The following is a 21592-nucleotide window of genomic DNA, read 5'->3' on the forward strand; positions in this document are numbered from 1 at the left end:
GAGAACGCCCGTGGGGGGCGGGCCGCCGGTCCGTACGAGAACGAGGAGGCGGCCGCATGGAGACGACCAGTCGGGTGGGCGCGCAGGCGCCGGCCGGCGAGGGGACCGAGCAGGTTCCCGCGGCCCGGCGCACGGTCGACGGCTACCTGCAGGCGCCGTTCCCCTGGTACGGCCTCGACGAGGCCTTCACCGGACCGCGCTGGCTGATGCAGGTCGGCACCTCGGCGGACGGTTCCGTCGAGCACGGCTCGATCGGGCACGGTGACGAGCCCTCGGTACGCAGCGAGGGCACGCAGGACACGGAGCGGTTCGCGGTCGTGGTGACCGTCGCCGCCAACCCCGTACGGCGCAGCCCCGACGGCACGGGCGTCCTGGAGGCCACCTCGGTGTCCTCGGCCGCCTGGCTCGCCGGAGTCGGGCTGCTCTCCTACACCTGGCCCGGCCAGATGGACCACACCCTGCGCGACGACTGGCTGGACCAGCAGACCGAGACGGCCTGGGTGCTCGCCGACGACCTGGACTCCGAGGACTGGGCGACGCTCATGCTGCCCGTGGACGGGACGCCCACGCCGTTCCACTACCGCGAGTCCGAGTTCGGCTGGGTGCTCGCCGGGTCCACGCAGGCGGGCGTCCACCTCGGCGCGTACGGACGCGGCATGAGCGCGTACGGGCTCGGCTTCTCCACCGTGAAGGACATCGCCGAGCTGGGCTGACGCCCGTGCTCCGGCCGCACCCCGTGGAGGACGCGGCCGGAGGGGATGCTCAGAACTTGTTGCGCGGGGTGATGCCCAGCGACAGACCCGACAGACCGCGCTGGCGGCCGCCGAGCTTGTCGGCGATGGCCCGCAGCGCGGAGCCGGCCGGGGAGTCCGGGTCGGAGAGCACGACGGGCTTGCCCTCGTCGCCGCCCTCGCGCAGCCGCACGTCGATCGGGATGGAGCCGAGCACCGGCACGTTCGTCCCGGTCGTCTTCGTCAGCCCGTCGGCGACCAGCTGACCGCCGCCCGTGCCGAACACGTCGACCATCTCGTCGCAGTGCGGGCAGGGCAGCCCCGACATGTTCTCGACGACGCCCACGATCTTCTGGTGCGTCTGGACCGCGATGGAACCGGCCCGCTCGGCGACCTCGGCGGCGGCCTGCTGAGGCGTCGTCACCACGAGGATCTCCGCGTTCGGAACCAGCTGCGCGACCGAGATCGCGATGTCACCGGTGCCCGGCGGCAGGTCCAGGAGCAGCACGTCCAGGTCGCCCCAGAACACGTCCGCGAGGAACTGCTGCAGCGCGCGGTGCAGCATCGGGCCGCGCCACACCACCGGCGCGTTGCCCGGGGTGAACATGCCGATCGAGATGACCTTCACGCCGTTCGCCGACGGCGGCATGATCATGTTCTCGACCTGGGTGGGCTTGCCGTCGGCGCCGAGCATGCGCGGGACGGAGTGGCCGTAGATGTCCGCGTCGACGACGCCGACCTTCAGGCCGTCGGCGGCCATCGCCGCCGCCAGGTTCACGGTCACGGAGGACTTGCCGACGCCGCCCTTGCCCGACGCCACCGCGTAGACACGGGTCAGCGAGCCGGGCTTGGCGAAGGGCACCTCACGCTCGGCGGTGCCGCCGCGCAGCGCGTTCGCCAGCTCCTTGCGCTGCTCGTCGCTCATCACGTCGAGGGTGACGTCGACCCGGGTCACGCCGTCGACGCGGGCGACCGCGTCCCGCACGTTGTTCTCGATCGTGGAGCGCATCGGGCAGCCCGACACGGTCAGGTACACGGTGACCGCGACGACTCCGTCCGCACCGATGTCCACCGATTTGACCATCCCCAGTTCGGTGATGGGGCGCTGGATCTCGGGGTCGTTCACTGTCGCGAGTGCCTCGCGCACCGCGTCTTCCGTAGCCATACGGTCGATAGTACGGCGCGGTAACCGGGGCACGGAAAGCCCCGTCAGCGGTCGTCTACGTCACGTCCGCGTTCGCGCTCGCCCGGGAGCGCGGCGCTGTGCCGCTGCTCCTCCAGCTCTTTGAGGAGGTCCTGCAGCTCGGAACGGATCCAGTCGCGGGTGGCGACCTCGCCCAGGCCGATCCGCAGCGAGGCCATCTCACGGCTCAGATACTCGGTGTCGGCGATCGAGCGCTCGTTCTGCTTGCGGTCCTGTTCGAGGTTGACGCGGTCGCGGTCGTCCTGCCGGTTCTGCGCGAGCAGGATCAGCGGGGCCGCGTAGGAGGCCTGCAGCGACAGCATCAGCGTCAGGAAGATGAACGGGTACTGGTCGAAGCGCAGATCCCGGGGCGCCGCGATGTTCCACGCGACCCACGCGATGATCAGGATCGTCATCCAGACGATGAACCGCCCGGTGCCCAGGAAGCGGGCGATGCGCTCGGACAGCCGCCCGAAGGCCTCCGGGTCGTACTCCGGAAGCAGCTTGCGCCGGGGCGGGCGCGGCTGGTCGAGCCGGATGCGCGGGCGCCGGGTCTCCCCGGTCCGCTCCCGCTCACGCTCCTCCGTCGCCATGGTTCACCTCCCCGGCCAGGTGGAACTCCTGCTCGCGCCAGTCGTCGGGGAGCATGTGATCGAGGACGTCGTCCACGGTGACCGCGCCGAGCAGCGAGCCGCCCTCGTCGACGACGGGCGCCGCCACCATGTCGTACGTGGCGAAGAACCCGGCGATCTCCGGCAGCTGCGCGTCCGGGGCGAGCGCCTGCAGGTCGTCGTCGAGGACCGCGCTGACCAGCGTGTACGGGGGGTCGCGCAGCAGGCGCTGGAAGTGGATGGTGCCGAGGTACTTGCCGGTCGGTGTCTCGTCCGGCGGCCGGCAGACGTAGACCTGCGCGGCGAGCGCGGGGGACAGGTCCGGGTTGCGGACGCGGGCGAGGGCGTCGGCGACCGTCGCGTCGGGGCGCAGCACGATCGGCTCGGTCGTCATCAGACCGCCCGCGGTCCGCTCCTCGTACGCCATCAGACGCCGCACGTCGGCCGCGTCGCTCGGCTGCATCAGGGCGAGGAGGCGCTCCTTGTCCTCCTCGGGCAGCTCGCTGAGCAGGTCGGCGGCGTCGTCCGGGTCCATCTCCTCCAGGACGTCGGCGGCGCGCTCCTCCTTCAGCTTGCCGAGGATCTCGATCTGGTCGTCCTCGGGGAGCTCTTCCAGGACGTCGGCGAGCCGCTCGTTCGTCAGCGCGGCGGCGACCTCGGCACGGCGCTTCGCCGAGAGGTGGTGCAGCACGTTCGCCAGGTCGGCGGGGCGCAACTGCTCGAACGTGGCCAGCAGGCTCTCCGCGCCCTGCCCGTGCTCCTCCAGGGAGAAGCCGTCGACGGCGGACCAGTCGACGGTGAGCGTCTCGCCCTTGTTCCGCCGGAAGGCGCCGGCCTTGCCCTTGCGGACGAAGACCCGGTCGACCTCCCAGTCGCGGCGCGCGGGCAACTGCTGGATCGCCACGTCGAGGACGGTGACGTCCTCGCCGGTCTCCACCAGGCGCACCACCCGGTCGAGCATCTCGCCGAGCACGAGCCGCTCGGTGGGCCGCTGCTCGAAGCGCCGCACGTTGAGCACGCCCGTCGTGATGATCTGGCCCGACTCGATGCCGGTGACCCGGGTCATGGGCAGGAAGATGCGGCGGCGCGTGGACAGTTCGACGACGAGCCCGAGCAGCCGGGGCGGCCGGCGGCTCACCCGGAGCATCGCCACGAGGTCGCGCACCCGGCCGACCTGGTCGCCGTTCGGATCGAAGACGGCGACGCCGGCCAGGTGCGAGACGAAGATACGGGGAGCGCCTGCGGCCATGTCACCCCGCCTCCCTTTCGTACCTGCCTGTGCGTACATACGAGCAATCTGGTGATCAGGCTAGCCCGAGCCGGTCGACGGCGCCTTTGCGCCGCCCGGGGTCAGGGGCTGGGGAAGTCCTCGCAGATGGCACCGGTACGCTGCCGTCCTGCCCACCGCCGCACCCCCCTTGCCCCACGAGAGGTGGTCCCGCCCGTGACCGCACACCCCCTGCCCCGTCGTCCCCGCCGCCGGCTCCTGCTGGCTGGACTGCTCACCGCGGGGCTCGTGGCCGGGCTCACCGCGTGCGGCGGCGACGAGCAGGACCCGGACGCGGGGACCAACGGGGTCGGCAAGCTCTCGGCGAAGAAGATCCAGAGCCGCACGCTCAAGGCCGCCCAGGGCGCGGACACCGTGCACGTCTCCGGTTCGGTGGTCGTCGGCGGCCGGACCTACAAGCTCGACATGCGGCTCAAGGACGACGGCGGCACCGGGTCGGTGACCACGAAGGACGGCACGTTCCAGCTGCTGCGGGTCGACGAGCACCTCTTCCTCAAGGCGAGCGCCGCCTTCTGGACGCACTCGGACGAAGGCAAGACCGCGCACGGCGGCGACACGGCGGCGGCGAAGCTCGACGGCAAGTACGTGAAGGTGCCCTCGGGCGACCCCGCGTACAAACAGCTGAGCACCTTCACCGACAAGGAGGTGCTGCTCGACGGGCTGCTCACCCTGCACGGCACCCTCGCCAAGGGCGACCGGGGCGTCGCCGACGGGGTCCGCACCGTCGAGCTGAGCGGCGACAAGGGCGCGGGCGGCACCCTCGACGTCTCCCTGGAGGGCACGGCGTACCCGCTGCGCCTGGAGCGGGCCGGCGGCGCGGGCTCGCTCAAGCTGACCGAGTGGGGCAAGGGCTTCGAGCTCAGCGAGCCGGACGACGCCGACACCGTGGACTACGGCCAGGCGCTGCCGTCCTCCTGAGCACCGGGAGGGTCAGCGCCGCTTGCGCCGGGCCAGCAGCTTCGGCAGACCCGCCGGGGCCGGGTTCCGCGTCGTCGCCGGGGTCGGCACGGGCGGCGCGGCGAGCGAGCCGTCGGCGACCGGGACGGGCGCGCCGCCGGCCGGCTCCAGGCGCAGCACCCGGCACTCGCGGGCCCAGCGCTCGGTCATCGTCTCGGCGTCCGGCGCGTTCAGCCGCTTGCCCTTCAGCTCGCCGACGGCCGCCTCCCAGGCGTCCGTACCCGGAGTCAGCGGGACGACCGACGCCTGCCAGCCGACGAGCCGGCCGCCCTTGTCCTTGCTGCGGACCGTGACGACGGCCGCGGAGCCGTCGTCGAGGCCCGGCAGCGGCTGCTCGCCGGGACCGTCGCCGACCACCAGCGCCGCGCCCTCGTGCCACACGTGCCACAGGGCACGCTCCGTCCCCGAGGCGCCCCGGACCCAGATGAGCCCGGACTTCTTCGTGGCCTCCTCGACGAGGGCGGCATCGAGCAGTTCAGCAGTCGTCATGCCCAGAAGCCTAGGGCGTGTCCGCAAGGTCCCGTCGTCCGCCCGACAGGCGGGACCTTGCGGACACGCCCTGGCTACAGCCAGCCGTTGCGCTTCAGGGTGCGGTGGATCCCGAAGCACATGCCGCCGATGAGGGCCAGCACCATCGGATAGCCGAACCGCCAGTGCAGCTCCGGCATGTGGTCGAAGTTCATCCCGTAGACCCCGCACACCATCGTCGGCACGGCGATGATCGCCGCCCACGAGGTGATCTTGCGCATGTCCTCGTTCTGCGCGACGGAGGCCTGCGCGAGGTTGGCCTGGAGGATCGAGTTGAGCAGTTCGTCGAAGCCGATGACCTGCTCCTGGACGCGCTCCAGGTGGTCGGCGACGTCACGGAAGTACTTCTGGATGTCGGGGTCGATGAGCCGCATCGGCCGCTCGCTGAGCAGTGCGAGCGGGCGGCGCAGCGGCGCGACGGCCCGCTTGAACTCCAGGACCTCGCGCTTGAGCTGGTAGATGCGGCCCGCGTCGGTGCCGCGCGGCGAGCCCTTGCCGGTCTGCGAGAAGACGTCCGTCTCGACCTCGTCGATGTCGTCCTGCATCGCGTCGGCCACCGCGAGATAGCCGTCGACGACATGGTCGGCGATGGCGTGCAGGACGGCGCTCGGGCCCTTGGACAGCAGCTCCGGGTCGTCCTGGAGGCGGTGGCGCAGGGCACGCAGCGAGCCCTGGCCGCCGTGCCGGACGGTGATGAAGAAGTCCCGTCCGGTGAAGCACATGACCTCGCCGGTCTCCACGATCTCGCTGGTCGCGGTGAGTTCGGCGTGCTCGACGTAGTGGATGGTCTTGAAGACGGCGAACAGGGTGTCGTCGTAGCGCTCCAGCTTGGGCCGCTGGTGGGCGTGCACGGCGTCCTCGACGGCGAGCGGGTGCAGCCCGAACTCGGCGGCGATCCCGGCGAACTCGGCCTCGGTCGGCTCGTGCAGGCCGATCCAGGCGAAGCCGCCGTCACGGCGCACCCGGCGGCGGGCCTCGCTCGGGGTGAGGCACTCACCGGACTCGACGCGCGCGCCGTCCCGGTAGACGGCGCAGTCGACCACGGCCGTGACGGCCGACGGGTCGCGGGTCGGGTCGTACGAGGAGCGCACCTCGTTCCCGTACGGGGCCACGCTCTTGCGCAGCGAGGGGCGGACGGCGGCGCGCAGGTCGCGAATCATCGACATGGGCAGGCTCCTTCGCGAAAGGGAGCCGCTGCGGCTACGGGTGGAACCACCCGGAATGAGGACGTCCTGGCCGACGGACATGCTGCACGTCCACAAAGCGGGTAGCACCGCACCATGAGCGGGGGCGGCTTCGCTTACTGACTCAGATCGGTGCGATCGGAAAGATCAGGTGGGAACGAAGCGCTCTTCCGGCGCACGCGACAGGACGCGGGGCAGCACGGACGGCTGCCTGTGCGGACTGCGAAAGGAGATGCGGGCCTAGCGGCCGGAAGAACGGGTGGTACTGCACGATCGACTTCGATCCATGACAGCCCCACCTCCTCCGGCCGGTCCCCCGTGGGGGACGGTGACGGGTCGGCGCTCCGAGCGTCCCGAGGACGCTCGGCGGGCACGCAACCGCGCACCATGCCGACCAGCGGCCAAGACTATCAGCCGACTGAAGAAGCAAGTCCCTTCTTTACCCGTTGCATGCGAGTTCTATGCTCGCGGGATGGGAGAAGTTCTTGCACTGGTGGAAGCCCGGCTGCTGACGGCCTTCGGTGAGCCCGACGCACGCGCGGCGGTCACGTTCCTCGGCACGGACCGCATCGAGGTGCTGCGGTTCTCCGACGGGGACGTGGTGCGGTACGCGACGCTCGGCATGTCCGCGTCCCCGATGTCCGATCCGACCGCGGCGCTCGCCGACCCGGTGAAGGGCCCGCGCGCCGAGCTGGTCCTCACGGTCCGCGCCGGCCTCGCCGAGACCGACAAGGTCCTCCGCCCACTGGCCGTGCTCGCCGCGTCCCCGCAGGTCGAGGGAGTCGTCGTGGCACCGGGCGCCTCTTTGGACGTGGGCGAGCCGCTGTGGCCCGGGGCGCCCTTCACCTCCGTACTGGTGGCGGAGCCGGGCGGCCTGGTGGAGGACCTGGACCTGGACGAGCCGATGGACCCCGTCCGGTTCCTGCCGCTGCTGCCGATGACGCAGAACGAGGCGGCGTGGAAGCGGGTGCACGGGGCGGGCGCGCTCCAGGAGAAGTGGCTGAACGGCAAGACGGACCTGCGCGATCCGCTGCGCAGGTCCGTCCCGCTGGACTGATGTGAGGGAGCCTCAGTTCCCTTGGTCGGCGAAGACGGAGACGCTGTCCTCGCTCGCGTGCCGGGGCTCCAGCTCCTCGGCCTCGTGGGTGAGGGAGTCGCGGCGGACCCAGACCACGAGGGCGCCGAGGACGGCCGTGATCGCGGCGACGACGAACGGGATGTGGATGTCGGTCCACTCCTCGATCTTCGGCGCGAAGTACGGGGCGGCCGCCGCGGCGAACCAGCGGACGAAGTTGTACCCGGCGGAGGCCACCGGGCGCGGGGCGTCGGAGACGCCGAGGGCCAGCTCGGTGTAGACGGTGTTGTTCACGCCGATGAAGGCGCCGGACAGGATCGTGCAGACGACGGCCGTGCTGTGGCTGCCGTAGCCGAGGACGAGCACGTCGGCGGCGAGCAGGACCAGCGAGCCGCCGAGCACCTTGAGCGAGCCGAACCGGGCCTGCATGCGCGGCGCGACGACCACCGAGAACAGCGCGAGCAGCACACCCCAGGCGAAGAACACGGCGCCCGACTTGTACGGGGTCATGTTCAGCACGAACGGGGTGAAGGCCAGCACCGTGAAGAACGTGTAGTTGTAGAAGAACGAGGACAGCGCCGCCGAGGCGAGGCCGCCGTGGCCGAGCGCCTTGATCGGGTCGAGCAGCGAGGTCTTCTTCGCGGGCCGGGGCTGCTCCTTGAGGAACACGGTGATGCAGAGGAAGCCGACCGCCATCAGCGCGGCGGTGCCGAAGAACGGGTAGCGCCAGCTCGCGTTGCCGAGCACGGCGCCGAGCAGCGGGCCGCAGGCCATGCCGAGGCCCAGGGCGGACTCGTAGAGCAGGATCGCGGCGGCGCTGCCGCCGGCCGCGGCGCCGACGATGACGGCGAGCGCGGTGGAGACGAACAGGGCGTTGCCGAGGCCCCAGCCGGCCCGGAAGCCGACCAGCTGGCCGACGGAGTCCGAGGTCCCGGCGAGCCCGGCGAACACCACGACCAGCGCGAGCCCGGCGAGCAGCGTCTTCTTGCCGCCTATCCGGCTGGAGACGAACCCGGTCACCAGCATCGCGACCGCGGTGATCAGGAAGTACGAGGTGAAGAGCAGGGAGACCTGGCTCGGGGTGGCCTTCAGGCCCTGCGCGATCGACGGCAGGATCGGGTCGACGAGCCCGATGCCCATGAAGGCGACGACGGACGCGCCCGCGGTGGCCCATACGGCCTTCGGCTGACGCAGGAGGCTGGTGGCGCCCGCGTCGAACGGGTCCCCTTCGAATCCTGGCTCGCTGTGGCTCATGCCGGCCGCTCCTTAGGACGCTCTGATGAGGACGCTCTGAATCGTTGGCGTATGCACATAATAAGTTAGAGCAGCTAATTAATGCAAGCTACATCTACATGGTGATGTCCTCGGCCGGGTGATCGTGACGGTCCGGACGGGTGATCGTCCTTGACGCGGCGCGGCCCGGGGAGGACCGTTGGGCCTTATGAGGGGCGAACCCAGTTGCCCGAAGTGTGGTGGCCGGGTCAGGGCTCCCGGCCTTTTTGCCGACTCCTGGCAGTGCGACGTGCACGGCGCCGTGCACCCGTTACAACCGGTCATCCCGCCCAGCGTCGAGGCGCTCGGCGTCGTCGTGAAGCGTGCCCGTGTCCCCGTGTGGATGCCGTGGCCGCTCCCGGTCGGCTGGCTCTTCACCGGGGTGGCCAACGCGGGGGACGACCGCTCCGGAGGCCGCGCCACCGCCGTCGCCTGCTCGGGACCCGGGCCGCTCGGCGGCATGGGGGAGCTGGTGCTCGTCGCCGAGGAGCTCGGCGTCGGACTCGGCTCGCGCTACGCGGGCATCGACGGCCCCGACCCCGGACCCTTCCTGGACGTCACGGGACCGCCGCAGGCCAAGGTCCTCGCGGCCGGCCGCCCCACCCCGCTGTGGCACGTCACCGGCACCCCGGACGACCGCGCCGTCTTCGCGGGCGAGGCGCGCGGCCTGTGGCTGTGGGCGATCGTCTGGCCCGAGCACTCCGGCATGCTCCTGTACGACGAGCTGGTCCTCGCCGATCTGCGCGACGCCGGGCCCGAGGTCGACATGATGCCGTGCGGGGCGCTGTCGCCGCGCATTCTGGAGTGAGCCGGGCCGCGGTGCCGGGGCGGCCCGAGCAGGGGTACCGACGGTAAGGAGTCACGGCCGGTTCGGTGGTGACAGGGGTGTCCGGAATCCCCGTTATCCTTGAGCGGTCCCGATCCCTCCGCCCGAAGCCTGGAGTCCGCAGCCGTGCGTATCGACCTGCACACCCACTCCACCGCTTCCGACGGCACGGACACCCCCGCCGAGCTGGTGCGCAACGCCGCGGCGGCGGGCCTGGACGTCGTGGCCCTCACCGACCACGACACCACACGCGGCCACGCCGAGGCCCTCGCGGCTCTGCCCGAGGGCCTGACCCTCGTGACCGGCGCCGAGCTCTCCTGCCGCCTCGACGGCGTGAGCATGCACATGCTGGCGTACCTCTTCGACCCCGACGAGCCGGACCTGCTGCGCGAGCGCGAGCTGGTCCGCGACGACCGGGTGCCGCGCGCCCGGGGCATGGTCGCCAAGCTGAACGAGCTGGGGGTCGGCGTCACCTGGGAGCAGGTGGCCCGGATCGCGGGCGACGGCTCGGTCGGCCGCCCGCACGTCGCCACCGCGCTCGTCGAGCTCGGTGTCGTGCCCACGGTCTCCGACGCCTTCACGAAGGACTGGCTCGCCGACGGCGGCCGCGCCTACGTCGACAAGCACGAGACCGACCCCTTCGAGGCGATCCGCCTGGTCAAGGCGGCCGGCGGCGTCACCGTCTTCGCGCACCCCGCCGCCGCCGAGCGCGGCCGCACCGTGACCGAGTCGGCCATCGCCGAGCTCGCCGCGGCGGGCCTCGACGGCATCGAGGTCGACCACATGGACCACGACGAGCCCACCCGCGTCCGGCTCCGCGGCCTCGCCGCCGAGGTCGGCCTGCTCACCACCGGCTCCTCGGACTACCACGGCAGCCGCAAGACCTGCGTCCCCGGCGAGTACACCACCGACCCCGAGGTCTACGGGGAGATCGTGCGCCGCGCCACGGGGGCCTTCCCCGTCCCGGGCGCCGGCGGACGCCACGCCTGATCAGCGCCGCACCGGCACCGGCCCACGCCCCTCGGGCGCGCGGTCCGCGCCCGGCCGCCCCTGATCGCCTCGCACTCCCTCCCCTTCCCGCTCATCTCCCGCAAGGCCTGGCCCCACCGTGTTCGACGTCGCTGTCTTCGGATCCCTTTTTCTCACGCTTTTTGTGATTATGGATCCCCCCGGAATCACCCCGATCTTCCTCGCCCTCACCGCGGGCCGCCCCGCCAAGGTCCAGAAGCGCATGGCCTTCCAGGCCGTCTGCGTCGCCTTCGGCGTCATCGCCGTGTTCGGTGTCCTGGGCCACCAGATCCTCGACTACCTGCACGTCTCCGTGCCCGCGCTGATGATCGCGGGCGGTCTGCTGCTCCTGCTCATCGCGCTCGACCTGCTCACCGGCAAGACGGACGAGCCGAAGCAGACGAAGGACGTGAACGTCGCGCTCGTCCCGCTCGGCATGCCGCTGCTCGCCGGGCCCGGCGCGATCGTCTCGGTCATCCTGGCCGTCCAGAAGGCCGACTCGGTCGCCACACAGGTCTCCGTCTGGTCCGCGATCGTCGCGATCCACGTCGTGCTGTGGCTGGTCATGCGCTACTCGCTCGTGATCATCCGCGTCATCAAGGACGGCGGCGTCGTCCTCGTGACCCGGCTCGCGGGCATGATGCTCTCCGCCATCGCCGTGCAGCAGATCATCAACGGCGTGACCCAGGTGATCCAGGGATCCTGACCCCGCCCGCCGCCCCGGGCACACGCGAAGCCCCCGTACGCACGATGCGTACGGGGGCTTCGAAGTGTGTGAGCCGCTCGCCGTTATGAGGCGGTGGACTCGGCCGGGCGGATGTAGAGGCGCTGCCCTATGGCGGCGGCCTGCTGAACGATCCGATTGACGGAGGCGGCGTCCACGACGGTGGTGTCGACGGCCGCGCCGTCGACGTCGTCCAGTCGCATGATCTCGAAGCGCACAGGCTTCTCCCTTCGTCTGGTGATCCTCCTGGAGGAGAACTGAGGTGGAAGGCGTGGCGACAGTGCCCCGCGTTCTATAGGGGTCAACGGGTTGCCCCGTGCAAACATTCCCTACGCTAAGGAAATTTTTCGAAGAACTAATTACTCGCGAGTAGCGGGGTCGCGCGAACACCTACAGTGACGGTGCGTCAGTCGGTCGGGTGCCGGTCCCAGAAGGCGGCGAGGGCCGCCGCCGTCTCCAGGGGGCGGTCCGTGTTGGGGGAGTGGCCGGCGTCCGCGACGACCGTCCGCTCCGCCTTCAACCGAGCCGCCATGTCGTCGAGCAGCGGCACCGGCCACGCGTCGTCCTCCTCGCCGGAGACGACATGAACCGGCGGCGCGACCGGGGCGAGGGCCTCGACCCCGTCCGGCTCGGTGCACAACTGCCGCCCGGCAGCGATGAGTTGGGCCGGGCTGTTGTTCATCCAGCGCCGCCGCAGATCGTCCTCGTCGCCCCGCGGCTCGACCGGGCCCTCGGCCGCCTCCAGCGCCTGGATGGCCTCCCACACCTGCCCCATGTCGTACACGGCCAGCGCGTCCCGCAGCATCGCCACCCGCCGCTGCTGGGACGCCGACACGGCCGCCGGACCCGAGGCCATCAGGGTCAGCGACGCGAAGGGCGCCGGGTCGGCCACCACCGCCGCACGCGCCACGAGCCCGCCGAAGGAGTGCCCGAGCAGATGGACGGGCGCCGGGCCGAGCGCCGCGGCCTGCGCGAGCACGTCCCGGGCCAGCTCCGCGCCCGCGTACGGTGCCTCGTCGTCCCGGGGGCCCGCGCTCTCGTGCTGCCCGCGCCCGTCGACGGCCACCGTGCGGTACCCGGCCTCGGCCAGCGGCAGCAGCAGCGCGATGAAGTCCTCCTTGCTGCCGGTGAACCCCGGCAGCAGCAGCGCCGTGCCGCGCAACGGGCCGGACGCCGGTTCACCAGTCAGCGCGGCGAAGTCACCTCGCGCCGTGCGCAGGGTGCGGGCGCGCGTGCCGGGCGGCGGGGTGAACGTCTCGGGCCTGCTCATGCGGTGAGATTAACGGGACGACACGGGAGCCCGCCCCTCGGCCACCGGGCCCGAACATCGCAGGGCCGGACCCCGCCGGCCCGAACGCCGCAGGCCCGGACCCCGCGAGTGCGGGATCCGGGCCTGCGAACAGTTCCGGCGTGGGACCGATCAGGCCTCGGGGGCCTCGGCCACGGCCTTCTTGCGCGTACGACGCACCGGCTTGGCCGCGGCGGTCTCTTCCGGGGCGGCGGCGACGGCCTTCTTGCGGGGCGCGCGCTTCTTCGGCGCGGCCTCGACGGCCTCCGCGGTGTCGACCGCGGCCTCCGCCTTCTTGCGCGTCGTGGTGCGCTTCTTGGGCGCGGCCTCGACGACGGCGGTCTCTTCCGCGGCGGCGGCGACGGCCTTCTTGCGAGGCGCCCGCTTCTTCGGCGCGGCCTCGACGGCCTCCGCGGTGTCGACCGCGGCCTCCGCCTTCTTGCGCGTGGTGGTCCGCTTCTTCGGCGCGGCCTCCACGGCCTCCACCGTGTCGACCACGGCCTCGGCGGCCTTCTTGCGGGGCGCGCGCTTCTTCGGCGCGGCCTCGACGGCCTCGGCGGTGTCGACGGCGGCTTCGGCGGCCTTCTTGCGCGTCGTGGTGCGCTTCTTGGGCGCGGCCTCGACGACGGCGGCCTCTTCCGGAGCGGCGGCGACGGCCTTCTTGCGAGGCGCCCGCTTCTTCGGCGCGGCCTCGACGACCTCGACCGTGTCCACGACGGCCTGCGCCGACTCGGCGACCGGCTCGGCCTTCTTGCGCGTACGACGGGCCGGCTTGGCCTCGACGGCCTCCGCCGTGTCGACGACCGCCTCGGCGGCCTTCTTGCGCGGGGTGCGCTTCTTCGGCGCGGCCTCGACGGGAGCCGCGGCCTCGACCACGGCCTCCACCGTCTCGACGACGGCCTCCGCCTTCTTCCGCGTACGGCGACGCGACTGCGCGGGCACCTCGGCGACCGGCGGGGCCTCGGTCAGCACCGGCGCGGCGGCCTCGACCGTCTCGACGACGGCCTCGGCGGCCGGAGCGACCGGCGCGGCACCCTGGGCCGCGCCACGCGTACGGCGGCGACGGCGCGGGGTGCGCGGCTCGGAGGCAGCCTCCTCGACCGGCGTCACGGGAGCGGCAGCGGCGGCACCCGCGGCGAGCGGCTCACCGGCACGCGTACGGCGCCGGCGGCGCGGCGTACGGGCCGGACGCTCCTCGCGACGCTCCTCGCGGTTCTCACGGTCGCGGCTGTCACGCTCGCGGTCGCGGTCCTGGCGGCCGCCACGGCCACCACGGTCCCCCCGGCCACCACGGCCGGAGTCGGCGCCGCGGCCACGGGTCTCGCCCAGGTCCTCGATCTCCTCCGCGTCCAGACCGGCACGCGTGCGCTCCGAGCGCGGCAGGACACCCTTGGTGCCCGCCGGGATGCTCAGCTCCTCGTAGAGGTGCGGGGAGGACGAGTACGTCTCGACCGGGTCGTTGAAGTCCAGCTCGAGCGCCTTGTTGATGAGCTGCCAGCGCGGGATGTCGTCCCAGTCGACCAGCGTCACCGCGGTGCCCTTCGCCCCCGCGCGGCCGGTGCGGCCCACGCGGTGGAGGAACGTCTTCTCGTCCTCCGGCGACTGGTAGTTGATGACGTGCGTGACGCCCTCGACGTCGATACCGCGCGCGGCGACGTCGGTGCACACGAGCACGTCGACCTTGCCGTTGCGGAACGCGCGCAGCGCCTGCTCGCGCGCGCCCTGACCGAGGTCGCCGTGGACCGCGCCGGACGCGAAGCCGCGCCGCTTGAGCTGGTCGGCGATGTCGGCGGCCGTGCGCTTGGTGCGGCAGAAGATCATCGCGAGCCCGCGGCCGTCGGCCTGCAGGATGCGGGAGACCAGCTCCGGCTTGTCCATGTTGTGCGCGCGGTACACGTGCTGCGCGATGTTCCGCACGGTCGCGCCCTCGTCGTCCGGCGCGGTGGCGCGGATGTGCGTGGGCTGCGACATGTAGCGACGGGCGAGGCCGATGACGGCGCCCGGCATGGTCGCCGAGAACAGCATCGTCTGGCGCTTCGCCGGAAGCATGTTGATGATCTTCTCGACGTCGGGCAGGAAGCCCAGGTCGAGCATCTCGTCGGCCTCGTCGAGGACGAGCGCCTTCACGTGCGAGAGGTCCAGCTTCTTCTGGCCGGCCAGGTCCAGGAGACGGCCCGGGGTGCCGACGATCACGTCGACGCCCTTCTTGAGGGCCTCGACCTGGGGCTCGTAGGCGCGACCGCCATATATGGCGAGGACGCGCACATTGCGCACCTTGCCGGCGGTCAGGAGGTCGTTGGTCACCTGGGTGCACAGCTCGCGCGTCGGGACGACGACGAGGGCCTGCGGGGCGTCGGTCAGCTGCTCGGGCCTGGCCCGGCCGGCCTCGACGTCCGCGGGGACGGTGACGCGCTCCAGGAGGGGGAGACCGAAACCGAGGGTCTTGCCCGTGCCGGTCTTGGCCTGGCCGATGACGTCCGTGCCGGTGAGGGCGACGGGGAGGGTCATCTCCTGGATGGGGAAGGGGGTGATGATGCCGACGGCCTCGAGGGCCTCCGCCGTCTCGGGAAGAATGCCGAGCTGACGGAATGTCGAAGTCTGCGTAGTCAGGGTGTTGCCTCTTCTGTGAGGTGCGGACCGAGGCGAACGCGGGGGTCGTGACCGTGCCAGTGCCGTGCCTTTGGTACGCCGGTCCGCTTCCGCTGCTGCGGAGGAACCGGATGGCGCGGGACCACTGCCGACGCTCGAGCGCTCGTGCCGCTGAGGGCCCCTCCTCGATCCGTACGTCATGTGACGCAGATCCGGAGGGCTGTCGGGTCGGAGCCGATCGGGCCACCGACCGGGCATCCTCATTCATGAGGCCCGTCGGAGATACGTGCAGGCACCATGACACAGGCTTGCACTCGGCGGGCTCTTTACCACCATACCCCGGAAACTCGCATGTGCGATGGCCGATTTGGTCACGTAGTCGTCGTCACACTCCATGACCAGGGACTTACCGGACCCCGCGAGCGGGCTATTGTGCGCTGCATGGAGACGTCTGACAACGCCACGCCGTCCACCGAAGCGCCCCCCGCGCCGACCGGAATCGCGGCCCAGGACTGGGCCACCGCCTCCGCGGACCCGAACTACCGTGCCGCGGTCGTCGACCTGCTGGGCGCGCTCGCGTACGGCGAGCTCGCGGCGTTCGAGCGGCTCGCCGAGGACGCGAAGCTGGCGCCGACCCTCGCCGACAAGGCGGAGCTGGCGAAGATGGCGTCCGCCGAGTTCCACCACTTCGAGCAGCTGCGCGACCGGCTCTCCGCGATCGGCGCCGAGCCGACCGAGGCCATGGACCCCTTCGTCGCCGCGCTCGACGGATTCCACAAGCAGACCGCGCCGTCGGACTGGCTGGAGGGCCTGGTCAAGGCGTACGTCGGCGACTCGATCGCCTCGGACTTCTACCGCGAGGTCGCGGCCCGGCTCGACTCCGACACCCGCTCCCTCGTGCTGGCCGTGCTCGACGACACGGGGCACGCGTCGTTCGCCGTGGAGAAGGTGCGGGCGGCCATCGAGGCGGACCCGCGCGTGGGCGGGCGGCTCGCGCTGTGGGCGCGGCGGCTGATGGGCGAGGCCCTGTCGCAGTCGCAGCGGGTCGTCGCGGACCGCGACGCGCTCTCCACGATGCTGGTCGGGGGCGTGGCCGACGGCTTCGACCTGGCCGAGGTCGGCAAGATGTTCTCCCGGATCACCGAGGCGCACACCAAGCGGATGGCCGCGCTGGGCCTCGCCGCCTGACGCTTTTCCGGTTTCCGGCTTCCCGCTGTCCGCTTCTAGCTTCCTGCGGCGGGCCCGGACGCTACTGCGCGTTCGGGCTCAGCCGCCGCGCTCCGCCCCGCGTGGGGCGCAGCAGCAGGGACAGCAGGGCCACCGCCAGCACGAGCGCGCCCCCGAGCGTGGCGAGCGCGTGCCCCGGGCCGAGCGCGCTGTGCGTCACGAAGGCCCCGAACAGCGCACCGGCGACGCCCGTGGGCACCACCAGACGCGGAGTCGGCAGCCGGCGCGGGAGCCGGCGCCCGGCGGCGAGGGCGAGCGCCAGGCCGAGCAGTGCGGAGCCGAGAGCCTCGAGCAGCATGATGGTGGGTCCCTCCCGCGCGTCCGGCCGGTGCAAATCGGTCCTAGCGGGTCTACCCCTGGGCCCCGGAACGCAACCCTCCCTGTGTGGCTGTCCTGTGCGCACGCTGTGGGTGTGCTCCGGACGCGACCGGCGCCGGGCGACCGGGGGGACGAGCACGGGAAAGGGCCCGGTGACGGTGTGCGTCACCGGGCCCTTCCCGGAAATCCGTACCTGCTGCGAAGCCGCTACAGCGGGCCGAAGCCCACCTTGCGCACCGCCGGCTCGCCGATCTCGACGTAGGCCAGACGCTCGGCGGGGACGAGGACCTTGCGGCCCTTGTCATCCGTCAGAGAGAGCAGCTGCGACTTGCCGGACAGTGCCTCGGACACGGCGCCCTCGACCTCCTCGGCGGACTGATCGCTCTCCAGAACGATCTCGCGGGGCGTGTGCAGCACGCCGATCTTGACCTCCACGGCCTTGTCCCTCCGACGATCCGTGATGTGCGCGGACGACCGCGCCGTACCCAGCACAGATTAGCCCGGTGAGACGAGGCTCTCGGTGCCCTTGCCGCACGCCAAGAGCGAACAGCCCGTCGGGAACAAAACGGCGCGGCGCCCCATTACAGGGGCGCCGGTCGCCTTTCCTGTCCTCGGCCGATGCCTCAGAGCTGCTCGATGCCGTGCAGCGGGAAGCCGGCGATGCCGCGCCACGCCAGGGACGTGAGCAGCTCGACCGCCTTGTCGCGCGGCACCGGGCTCGAGCTGGACAGCCAGTAGCGCGCCACCACCTGGGAGACGCCGCCGAGGCCGGTGGCGAGCAGCATCGACTCGTCCTTGGACAGGCCCGTGTCCTCGGCGATCACGTCGGAGATCGCCTCGGCGCACTGCATGCTGACGCGGTCGACGCGCTCGCGCACCGCCGGCTCGTTCGTCAGGTCCGACTCGAAGACGAGCCGGAACGCGCCGCCCTCGTCCTCCACGTACGCGAAGTAGGCGTCCATCGTCGCCGCGACACGCTGCTTGTTGTCCGTCGTCGAGGCCAGTGCGGTGCGCACCGACTGCAGCAGCGACTCGCAGTGCTGGTCGAGGAGCGCCAGATAGAGGTCGAGCTTGCCGGGGAAGTGCTGGTAGAGCACCGGCTTGCTGACTCCGGCACGCTCCGCGATGTCGTCCATCGCGGCCGCGTGGTAGCCCTGTGCGACGAATACTTCCTGGGCCGCGCCCAAGAGCTGATTACGTCGGGCACGGCGCGGCAGGCGGGTGCCTTTCGGGCGCGCCGCCTCCGTCTGCTCGGTGGCTGTCACGCCGCCTCCCAAAATCGTCCGTTGCGGTATGCGCCGCGTCGTCATCGTACTTTTGGGTAACTGCGATGTGCGCGGTGCAGGCGCAGAATTTCACGGACCGGACGGCAGTGAAAGCGGCGCGTAGCGGTCTTGTCACGGGAAAGCGGTATATACCGTCGCCCGACATGTGGCCGCCTGCTTGTACGCATCCGGCTGCCGACGTGCCGCTGTGTGGGGTTGTGATCGTGGCTGTGGCTGTGGCTGTGGCTGTGGCTGTGGCCTTGGCCTTGGCTGGTGGTGATTGTGGTTGCGGACGTGCCGGATCTCCGGCCGTCCGTTGTGCGTGACGGTCGTGCGGGGCGAGGTCAGCGGTAGTCGTCCTCGTCGAGCGCCACCACTCGGGCCTGCTCGGCGCGGTCCGCCTCGTTCGCGGTGTCGGGGTCGGCGTCACCGGCCGGCGGATCGTCCCGGTCCGGGGCGAGATCCGCGTGCTGCTCGGCCGCGTCGGCCTCCGGGGCCTCCACGTCGATCTCCGTGGTGTCGCCGCGCTCCGTGAAGGTCTCGGGATCGCTGGGGTCGACCGTCATGGATGGCTCCCTTCCTCACTGTTCCACGTGGGCGGGTGCCCTGAATCGAGCGTAGGAGACACAGGAACGGTGCGCTATGCGGGCTGTGACGGCGAACACACGAACCAGTGCGTGATCGTCTCGTAACATATCCCGCATGTCTTCGACCGAGTCGCCGCGTGTGCCGTCCGCCGTGGACACGGTGTCCGTCCCGGAAGGCGTCCGGGTCGCGGAGGGGGAGCGGATGGGCTCGGTGGGTCTGCCCGGCCTGACCCTCGCGGTCCGCTCACGCCCCGCCGCGCGGGAGGGGCTGCCGCCCGCCCTCTACGTCCACGGCCTCGGCGGCTCCTCGCAGAACTGGTCGGCGCTGATGCCGCTGCTCGCCGACGTGGTGGACGGCGAGGCCGTCGACCTCCCCGGCTTCGGCGACTCGCCGCCGCCGGACGACGGCGACTACTCGGTCACCGGACACGCCCGGGCCGTCATCCGCTATCTCGACGCGCAGGGCCGCGGCCCCGTCCACCTCCTCGGGAACTCGCTGGGCGGCGCCGTCACCACGCGCGTGGCGGCCGTCCGGCCCGACCTCGTCCGCACGCTGACGCTCGTGTCGCCCGCGCTGCCCGAGATCCGCGTCCAGCGCACCGCCGTGCCGACCGGCCTGCTCGCCGTGCCCGGCGTCGCCTCCCTCTTCACCCGGCTGACGAGGGACTGGACGGCGGAGCAGCGGGTCCGCGGCGTGATGGCGCTCTGCTACGGAGACCCGAACCGGGTCTCGCCGGAGGGCTTCCGCGCCGCCGTCGACGAGATGGAGCGGCGCCTCAGACTCCCCTACTTCTGGGACGCGATGGCCCGCTCCGCGCGCGGGGTGGTGAACGCGTACACGCTCGGCGGCCAGCACGGACTGTGGCGCCAGGCCGAGCGCGTGCTCGCGCCGACCCTGCTCGTCTACGGCGGCCGCGACCTGCTGGTGTCGTACCGGATGGCGGCGCGCGCCGCCAGAACGTTCCGCGACGCGCGGTTGCTGACCCTGCCGGACGCGGGGCACGTCGCGATGATGGAGTATCCGGAGACGGTCGCCACCGCGTTCCGGGAACTCCTGTCGGACACGGAGACGTTGAACGGGGCGGCGGGTGATGTGAGAGCGTCACGTGGTGCGCCGACAGAGGACGAGAAGCCGACGCGTGACCAGGCGTCGACACACGAAACGAAAATGCACAGTACTAATCCGGGGAGCTGAGGCGGCCTGTGGGACGGCATAGCCGCCGAGGACCGGCAGAGAGCGGCGAGCGGGCCGGCAAGCCGGCCGAGCCCAAGGCGCAGGCGGCGCCCCTGACAGGCACCGGCCGCAGACGCCGGACGGCGGCCGAGCCGCCGCAGGGCGCGTACCGGTCGCCCGGAGAGCCGTCCCAGGCCGCTCACTCCGCTCACCCCCCTCACTCCTCGGCCTATCCATCGGCTTATCCGTCGACCTTCGAGGCGCCGCAGGGTGCTCATCGGCCGGCCCGTCCGGCCGCGCCGTACGTCCGTGGCGGCCACCCCGAGCAGCATGAGTCGGGCGGCGGTTGGGGCGGCCCGCCGTCGCCTCCCGCTCCGCCCGCGCCGACGGCCCGGGGCAGCGGCGGCACCGTCGTCCCGCCCGTGGTCCCGTCCGGGGGGCCGCAAGGCCCCGGCACCGGACCGCTGCCGAGCCCGCGCCAGGAGTACGTCGACGCGTTCGACGGCGTCGGCGCGTCCGCGGGCCACGCCGCGTACCCGGCCGGCCGCACACTCCTCGGCACGCCCGGAGCGCCGGACCCGTACCGGTCCGACCCGTACGCGTCCGGTCCTCAGGCCTCGCACCAGGACCCGGCCGACCCGTACGCGTCCCTCTCGGACTGGGACGAGTACCCGCCGCTGCCCTCGGACGAGTTGCCCCTGGAGCCGGCTCCGGGCCGGAGCCGCAAGGGGATGACCTTCACGGGGATCGCCGCGGCGGCCGTCACCACCGTGCTCGCCATCGTTGTCGCGGGACAGGTCGCCGACCGGGACAGCGACTCCGGGAGCGACACGCGGGCAGGGTCCGCCGACGGCAGTCGCACCCGGGGCGGCACCGCCTCCCGCTCCGACGACCGGGCGACGCCCACCGCGCCGGCCCGCGTCGTCCCGCTCACGTACGCGCAGAAGATGGCGAAGAAGTACCCGCTCGCGGCGGACCTCAAGGGGTCCGGCACGTTCGAGTCGATCCCGGACGGCGCCGCGGCGCCCGGCAAGGGGACGAAGTTCCGCTACCGCGTCGACGTGGAGAAGGGCCTCGGCCTCGACGCCAAGCTGTTCGCCGACGCCGTGCAGAAGACCCTGAACGACAAGCGGAGCTGGGCGCACGACGGCGAGCGCACCTTCGAGCGCGTCGGGAAGGGGGAGCGGGCGCAGTTCGTCATCACGCTCGCCAGTCCTGGGACCACCGCGCAATGGTGCGCGAAGTCGGGCCTCGACACGACGGAGGACAACGTGTCGTGCGACTCGGCCGCCACCGAGCGCGTGATGATCAACGCGTACCGCTGGGCGCAGGGCGCGAAGCCGTACGACGACGCCCTGCACGGCAAAGCGATCTTCCCGTACCGCCAGATGCTCATCAATCACGAGGTCGGCCACCGGCTCGGCTTCAATCACGTGACGTGCACGCAGAACGGCGCTCTGGCTCCCGTGATGCAGCAGCAGACCAAGTTCCTGAAGGCCGACGGCATCACCTGCCGGCCCAACCCCTGGGTGTTTCCCAAGGGTTGACGCTCCGTAGCTTTCCGTAGCGCTTTGATCTCTTAGCGCGACAGAACGTCACGCGCGCGGGAAAGTTACGGCCGTTCACCCCTTTTGGTGGGGGGGGGGGGGGGGGGGGGGGGGGGGCGCCGCCGCGCGGGGGCGGGGGGGGGGGCGGGGGGGGGGGGGGGGGCGCGCCCCCGGGGGGGGGGGGGGGGGGCGCGCGGGGGGGGGGGTGGG

General features: G+C 72.0%; 22 protein-coding genes. 9 read left to right on the forward strand and 13 right to left on the reverse strand.

The window, feature by feature from the left end:
- Positions 1–56 precede the first annotated feature (56 nt).
- Positions 57–713, forward strand: coding sequence for a hypothetical protein (locus ACIBTU_RS21710; protein WP_399127943.1), 657 nt, complete (start codon positions 57–59; stop codon positions 711–713).
- A gap of 49 nt (positions 714–762) precedes the next feature.
- Here the strand turns inward: ACIBTU_RS21710 and ACIBTU_RS21715 are convergent, their stop codons facing one another.
- The 3 genes from ACIBTU_RS21715 to ACIBTU_RS21725 are packed head-to-tail and all read right to left on the reverse strand — an operon-like array spanning position 763 to position 3774.
- Entirely contained in the window at positions 763–1896 is a 1134-nt protein-coding gene (locus ACIBTU_RS21715; RefSeq protein ID WP_399127944.1) for an Mrp/NBP35 family ATP-binding protein, read from the reverse strand.
- Positions 1897–1940: 44 nt separating this feature from the next.
- Positions 1941–2507: a DUF1003 domain-containing protein gene (locus ACIBTU_RS21720; protein WP_399127945.1), complete on the reverse strand. Its 567-nt coding sequence runs from the start codon at positions 2505–2507 to the stop codon at positions 1941–1943.
- Positions 2488–3774, reverse strand: a complete 1287-nt coding sequence (locus ACIBTU_RS21725) for a magnesium transporter MgtE N-terminal domain-containing protein (RefSeq protein ID WP_399127946.1) — start codon at positions 3772–3774, stop codon at positions 2488–2490. The genes ACIBTU_RS21720 and ACIBTU_RS21725 overlap by 20 nt, the downstream gene beginning before the upstream one ends.
- A 195-nt stretch (positions 3775–3969) precedes the next feature.
- Here ACIBTU_RS21725 and ACIBTU_RS21730 point away from each other — a divergent pair, with 195 nt between their 5' ends.
- Positions 3970–4731: a hypothetical protein gene (locus ACIBTU_RS21730; RefSeq protein ID WP_399127947.1), complete on the forward strand. Its 762-nt coding sequence runs from the start codon at positions 3970–3972 to the stop codon at positions 4729–4731.
- Positions 4732–4743: 12 nt separating this feature from the next.
- Here the strand turns inward: ACIBTU_RS21730 and ACIBTU_RS21735 are convergent, their stop codons facing one another.
- The gene (locus tag ACIBTU_RS21735; protein WP_399127948.1) at positions 4744–5259 is read right to left on the reverse strand and encodes a hypothetical protein; all 516 of its coding nucleotides are present in this window, start codon (positions 5257–5259) and stop codon (positions 4744–4746) included.
- A gap of 74 nt (positions 5260–5333) precedes the next feature.
- The gene (locus tag ACIBTU_RS21740) at positions 5334–6464 is read right to left on the reverse strand and encodes a magnesium and cobalt transport protein CorA (protein ID WP_399127949.1); all 1131 of its coding nucleotides are present in this window, start codon (positions 6462–6464) and stop codon (positions 5334–5336) included.
- A gap of 490 nt (positions 6465–6954) precedes the next feature.
- On the opposite strand from ACIBTU_RS21740, the gene ACIBTU_RS21745 reads away from it, so the two are divergent.
- A complete protein-coding gene (locus ACIBTU_RS21745; RefSeq protein WP_399127951.1) occupies positions 6955–7539 on the forward strand; it encodes a suppressor of fused domain protein in 585 nt (194 codons plus the stop codon).
- Positions 7540–7551: 12 nt separating this feature from the next.
- Here ACIBTU_RS21745 and ACIBTU_RS21750 read toward each other — a convergent pair whose 3' ends face one another.
- Positions 7552–8811, reverse strand: a complete 1260-nt coding sequence (locus tag ACIBTU_RS21750) for an MFS transporter (protein WP_399127952.1) — start codon at positions 8809–8811, stop codon at positions 7552–7554.
- Between the two features lie 187 nt (positions 8812–8998).
- Here ACIBTU_RS21750 and ACIBTU_RS21755 point away from each other — a divergent pair, with 187 nt between their 5' ends.
- The 3 genes from ACIBTU_RS21755 (at position 8999) to ACIBTU_RS21765 (ending at position 11369) form a co-directional block, all read left to right on the forward strand.
- Positions 8999–9637: a DUF6758 family protein gene (locus ACIBTU_RS21755; protein WP_399127953.1), complete on the forward strand. Its 639-nt coding sequence runs from the start codon at positions 8999–9001 to the stop codon at positions 9635–9637.
- 144 nt (positions 9638–9781) lie between these two features.
- Positions 9782–10645, forward strand: coding sequence for a PHP domain-containing protein (locus ACIBTU_RS21760; RefSeq protein ID WP_399127954.1), 864 nt, complete (start codon positions 9782–9784; stop codon positions 10643–10645).
- A 118-nt stretch (positions 10646–10763) separates the two neighbouring features.
- Positions 10764–11369, forward strand: a complete 606-nt coding sequence (locus ACIBTU_RS21765) for a MarC family protein (protein WP_399127956.1) — start codon at positions 10764–10766, stop codon at positions 11367–11369.
- 83 nt (positions 11370–11452) lie between these two features.
- Here ACIBTU_RS21765 and ACIBTU_RS21770 read toward each other — a convergent pair whose 3' ends face one another.
- The 3 genes from ACIBTU_RS21770 to ACIBTU_RS21780 form a co-directional block, all read right to left on the reverse strand.
- Entirely contained in the window at positions 11453–11605 is a 153-nt protein-coding gene (locus ACIBTU_RS21770) for a hypothetical protein (RefSeq protein ID WP_188337006.1), read from the reverse strand.
- Positions 11606–11793: 188 nt separating this feature from the next.
- Positions 11794–12657 carry an alpha/beta fold hydrolase gene (locus ACIBTU_RS21775; RefSeq protein WP_399127957.1) on the reverse strand — a complete coding sequence of 288 codons (864 nt, stop codon included), beginning with the start codon at positions 12655–12657 and terminating at the stop codon, positions 11794–11796.
- A gap of 150 nt (positions 12658–12807) precedes the next feature.
- Positions 12808–15183: a DEAD/DEAH box helicase gene (locus ACIBTU_RS21780; protein WP_399127958.1), complete on the reverse strand. Its 2376-nt coding sequence runs from the start codon at positions 15181–15183 to the stop codon at positions 12808–12810.
- 522 nt (positions 15184–15705) lie between these two features.
- Here ACIBTU_RS21780 and ACIBTU_RS21785 point away from each other — a divergent pair.
- Positions 15706–16452, forward strand: a complete 747-nt coding sequence (locus ACIBTU_RS21785; RefSeq protein WP_399127960.1) for a ferritin-like fold-containing protein — start codon at positions 15706–15708, stop codon at positions 16450–16452.
- Between the two features lie 61 nt (positions 16453–16513).
- On the opposite strand, the gene ACIBTU_RS21790 is transcribed toward ACIBTU_RS21785, so the two are convergent.
- From ACIBTU_RS21790 to ACIBTU_RS21805, 4 genes are all read right to left on the reverse strand, one after another.
- Entirely contained in the window at positions 16514–16789 is a 276-nt protein-coding gene (locus tag ACIBTU_RS21790) for a hypothetical protein (protein WP_399127961.1), read from the reverse strand.
- Between the two features lie 227 nt (positions 16790–17016).
- Positions 17017–17244 carry a DUF3107 domain-containing protein gene (locus ACIBTU_RS21795; RefSeq protein WP_188337001.1) on the reverse strand — a complete coding sequence of 76 codons (228 nt, stop codon included), beginning with the start codon at positions 17242–17244 and terminating at the stop codon, positions 17017–17019.
- 188 nt (positions 17245–17432) lie between these two features.
- Positions 17433–18074, reverse strand: coding sequence for a TetR/AcrR family transcriptional regulator (locus tag ACIBTU_RS21800; RefSeq protein WP_399127962.1), 642 nt, complete (start codon positions 18072–18074; stop codon positions 17433–17435).
- Positions 18075–18418: 344 nt separating this feature from the next.
- Positions 18419–18640, reverse strand: a complete 222-nt coding sequence (locus tag ACIBTU_RS21805; protein WP_399127963.1) for a hypothetical protein — start codon at positions 18638–18640, stop codon at positions 18419–18421.
- Positions 18641–18776: 136 nt separating this feature from the next.
- On the opposite strand from ACIBTU_RS21805, the gene ACIBTU_RS21810 reads away from it, so the two are divergent.
- Together ACIBTU_RS21810 and ACIBTU_RS21815 are read left to right on the forward strand one after the other, a co-directional pair.
- Positions 18777–19856, forward strand: a complete 1080-nt coding sequence (locus ACIBTU_RS21810) for an alpha/beta hydrolase (protein WP_399127964.1) — start codon at positions 18777–18779, stop codon at positions 19854–19856.
- Positions 19857–20257: 401 nt separating this feature from the next.
- Positions 20258–21382, forward strand: coding sequence for a DUF3152 domain-containing protein (locus ACIBTU_RS21815; protein ID WP_399127965.1), 1125 nt, complete (start codon positions 20258–20260; stop codon positions 21380–21382).
- Positions 21383–21592 lie beyond the last annotated feature (210 nt).

It is taken from the genome of Streptomyces sp. NPDC050145, from assembly GCF_044460245.1.
Lineage (GTDB): Bacteria > Actinomycetota > Actinomycetes > Streptomycetales > Streptomycetaceae > Streptomyces.

Coding starts and splice junctions, on each gene's coding strand:
- ACIBTU_RS21790 (WP_399127961.1), bottom strand. CDS start 16,789: ATGCTGCTCGAGGCTCTCGGCTCCGCACTGCTCGGCCTGGCGCTCGCC.
- ACIBTU_RS21715 (WP_399127944.1), bottom strand. CDS start 1,896: ATGGCTACGGAAGACGCGGTGCGCGAGGCACTCGCGACAGTGAACGAC.
- ACIBTU_RS21745 (WP_399127951.1), top strand. CDS start 6,955: ATGGGAGAAGTTCTTGCACTGGTGGAAGCCCGGCTGCTGACGGCCTTC.
- ACIBTU_RS21720 (WP_399127945.1), bottom strand. CDS start 2,507: ATGGCGACGGAGGAGCGTGAGCGGGAGCGGACCGGGGAGACCCGGCGC.
- ACIBTU_RS21775 (WP_399127957.1), bottom strand. CDS start 12,657: ATGAGCAGGCCCGAGACGTTCACCCCGCCGCCCGGCACGCGCGCCCGC.
- ACIBTU_RS21780 (WP_399127958.1), bottom strand. CDS start 15,183: ATGACCCTCCCCGTCGCCCTCACCGGCACGGACGTCATCGGCCAGGCC.
- ACIBTU_RS21755 (WP_399127953.1), top strand. CDS start 8,999: ATGAGGGGCGAACCCAGTTGCCCGAAGTGTGGTGGCCGGGTCAGGGCT.
- ACIBTU_RS21740 (WP_399127949.1), bottom strand. CDS start 6,464: ATGTCGATGATTCGCGACCTGCGCGCCGCCGTCCGCCCCTCGCTGCGC.
- ACIBTU_RS21725 (WP_399127946.1), bottom strand. CDS start 3,774: ATGGCCGCAGGCGCTCCCCGTATCTTCGTCTCGCACCTGGCCGGCGTC.
- ACIBTU_RS21805 (WP_399127963.1), bottom strand. CDS start 18,640: ATGACGGTCGACCCCAGCGATCCCGAGACCTTCACGGAGCGCGGCGAC.
- ACIBTU_RS21810 (WP_399127964.1), top strand. CDS start 18,777: ATGTCTTCGACCGAGTCGCCGCGTGTGCCGTCCGCCGTGGACACGGTG.
- ACIBTU_RS21710 (WP_399127943.1), top strand. CDS start 57: ATGGAGACGACCAGTCGGGTGGGCGCGCAGGCGCCGGCCGGCGAGGGG.
- ACIBTU_RS21785 (WP_399127960.1), top strand. CDS start 15,706: ATGGAGACGTCTGACAACGCCACGCCGTCCACCGAAGCGCCCCCCGCG.
- ACIBTU_RS21750 (WP_399127952.1), bottom strand. CDS start 8,811: ATGAGCCACAGCGAGCCAGGATTCGAAGGGGACCCGTTCGACGCGGGC.
- ACIBTU_RS21735 (WP_399127948.1), bottom strand. CDS start 5,259: ATGACGACTGCTGAACTGCTCGATGCCGCCCTCGTCGAGGAGGCCACG.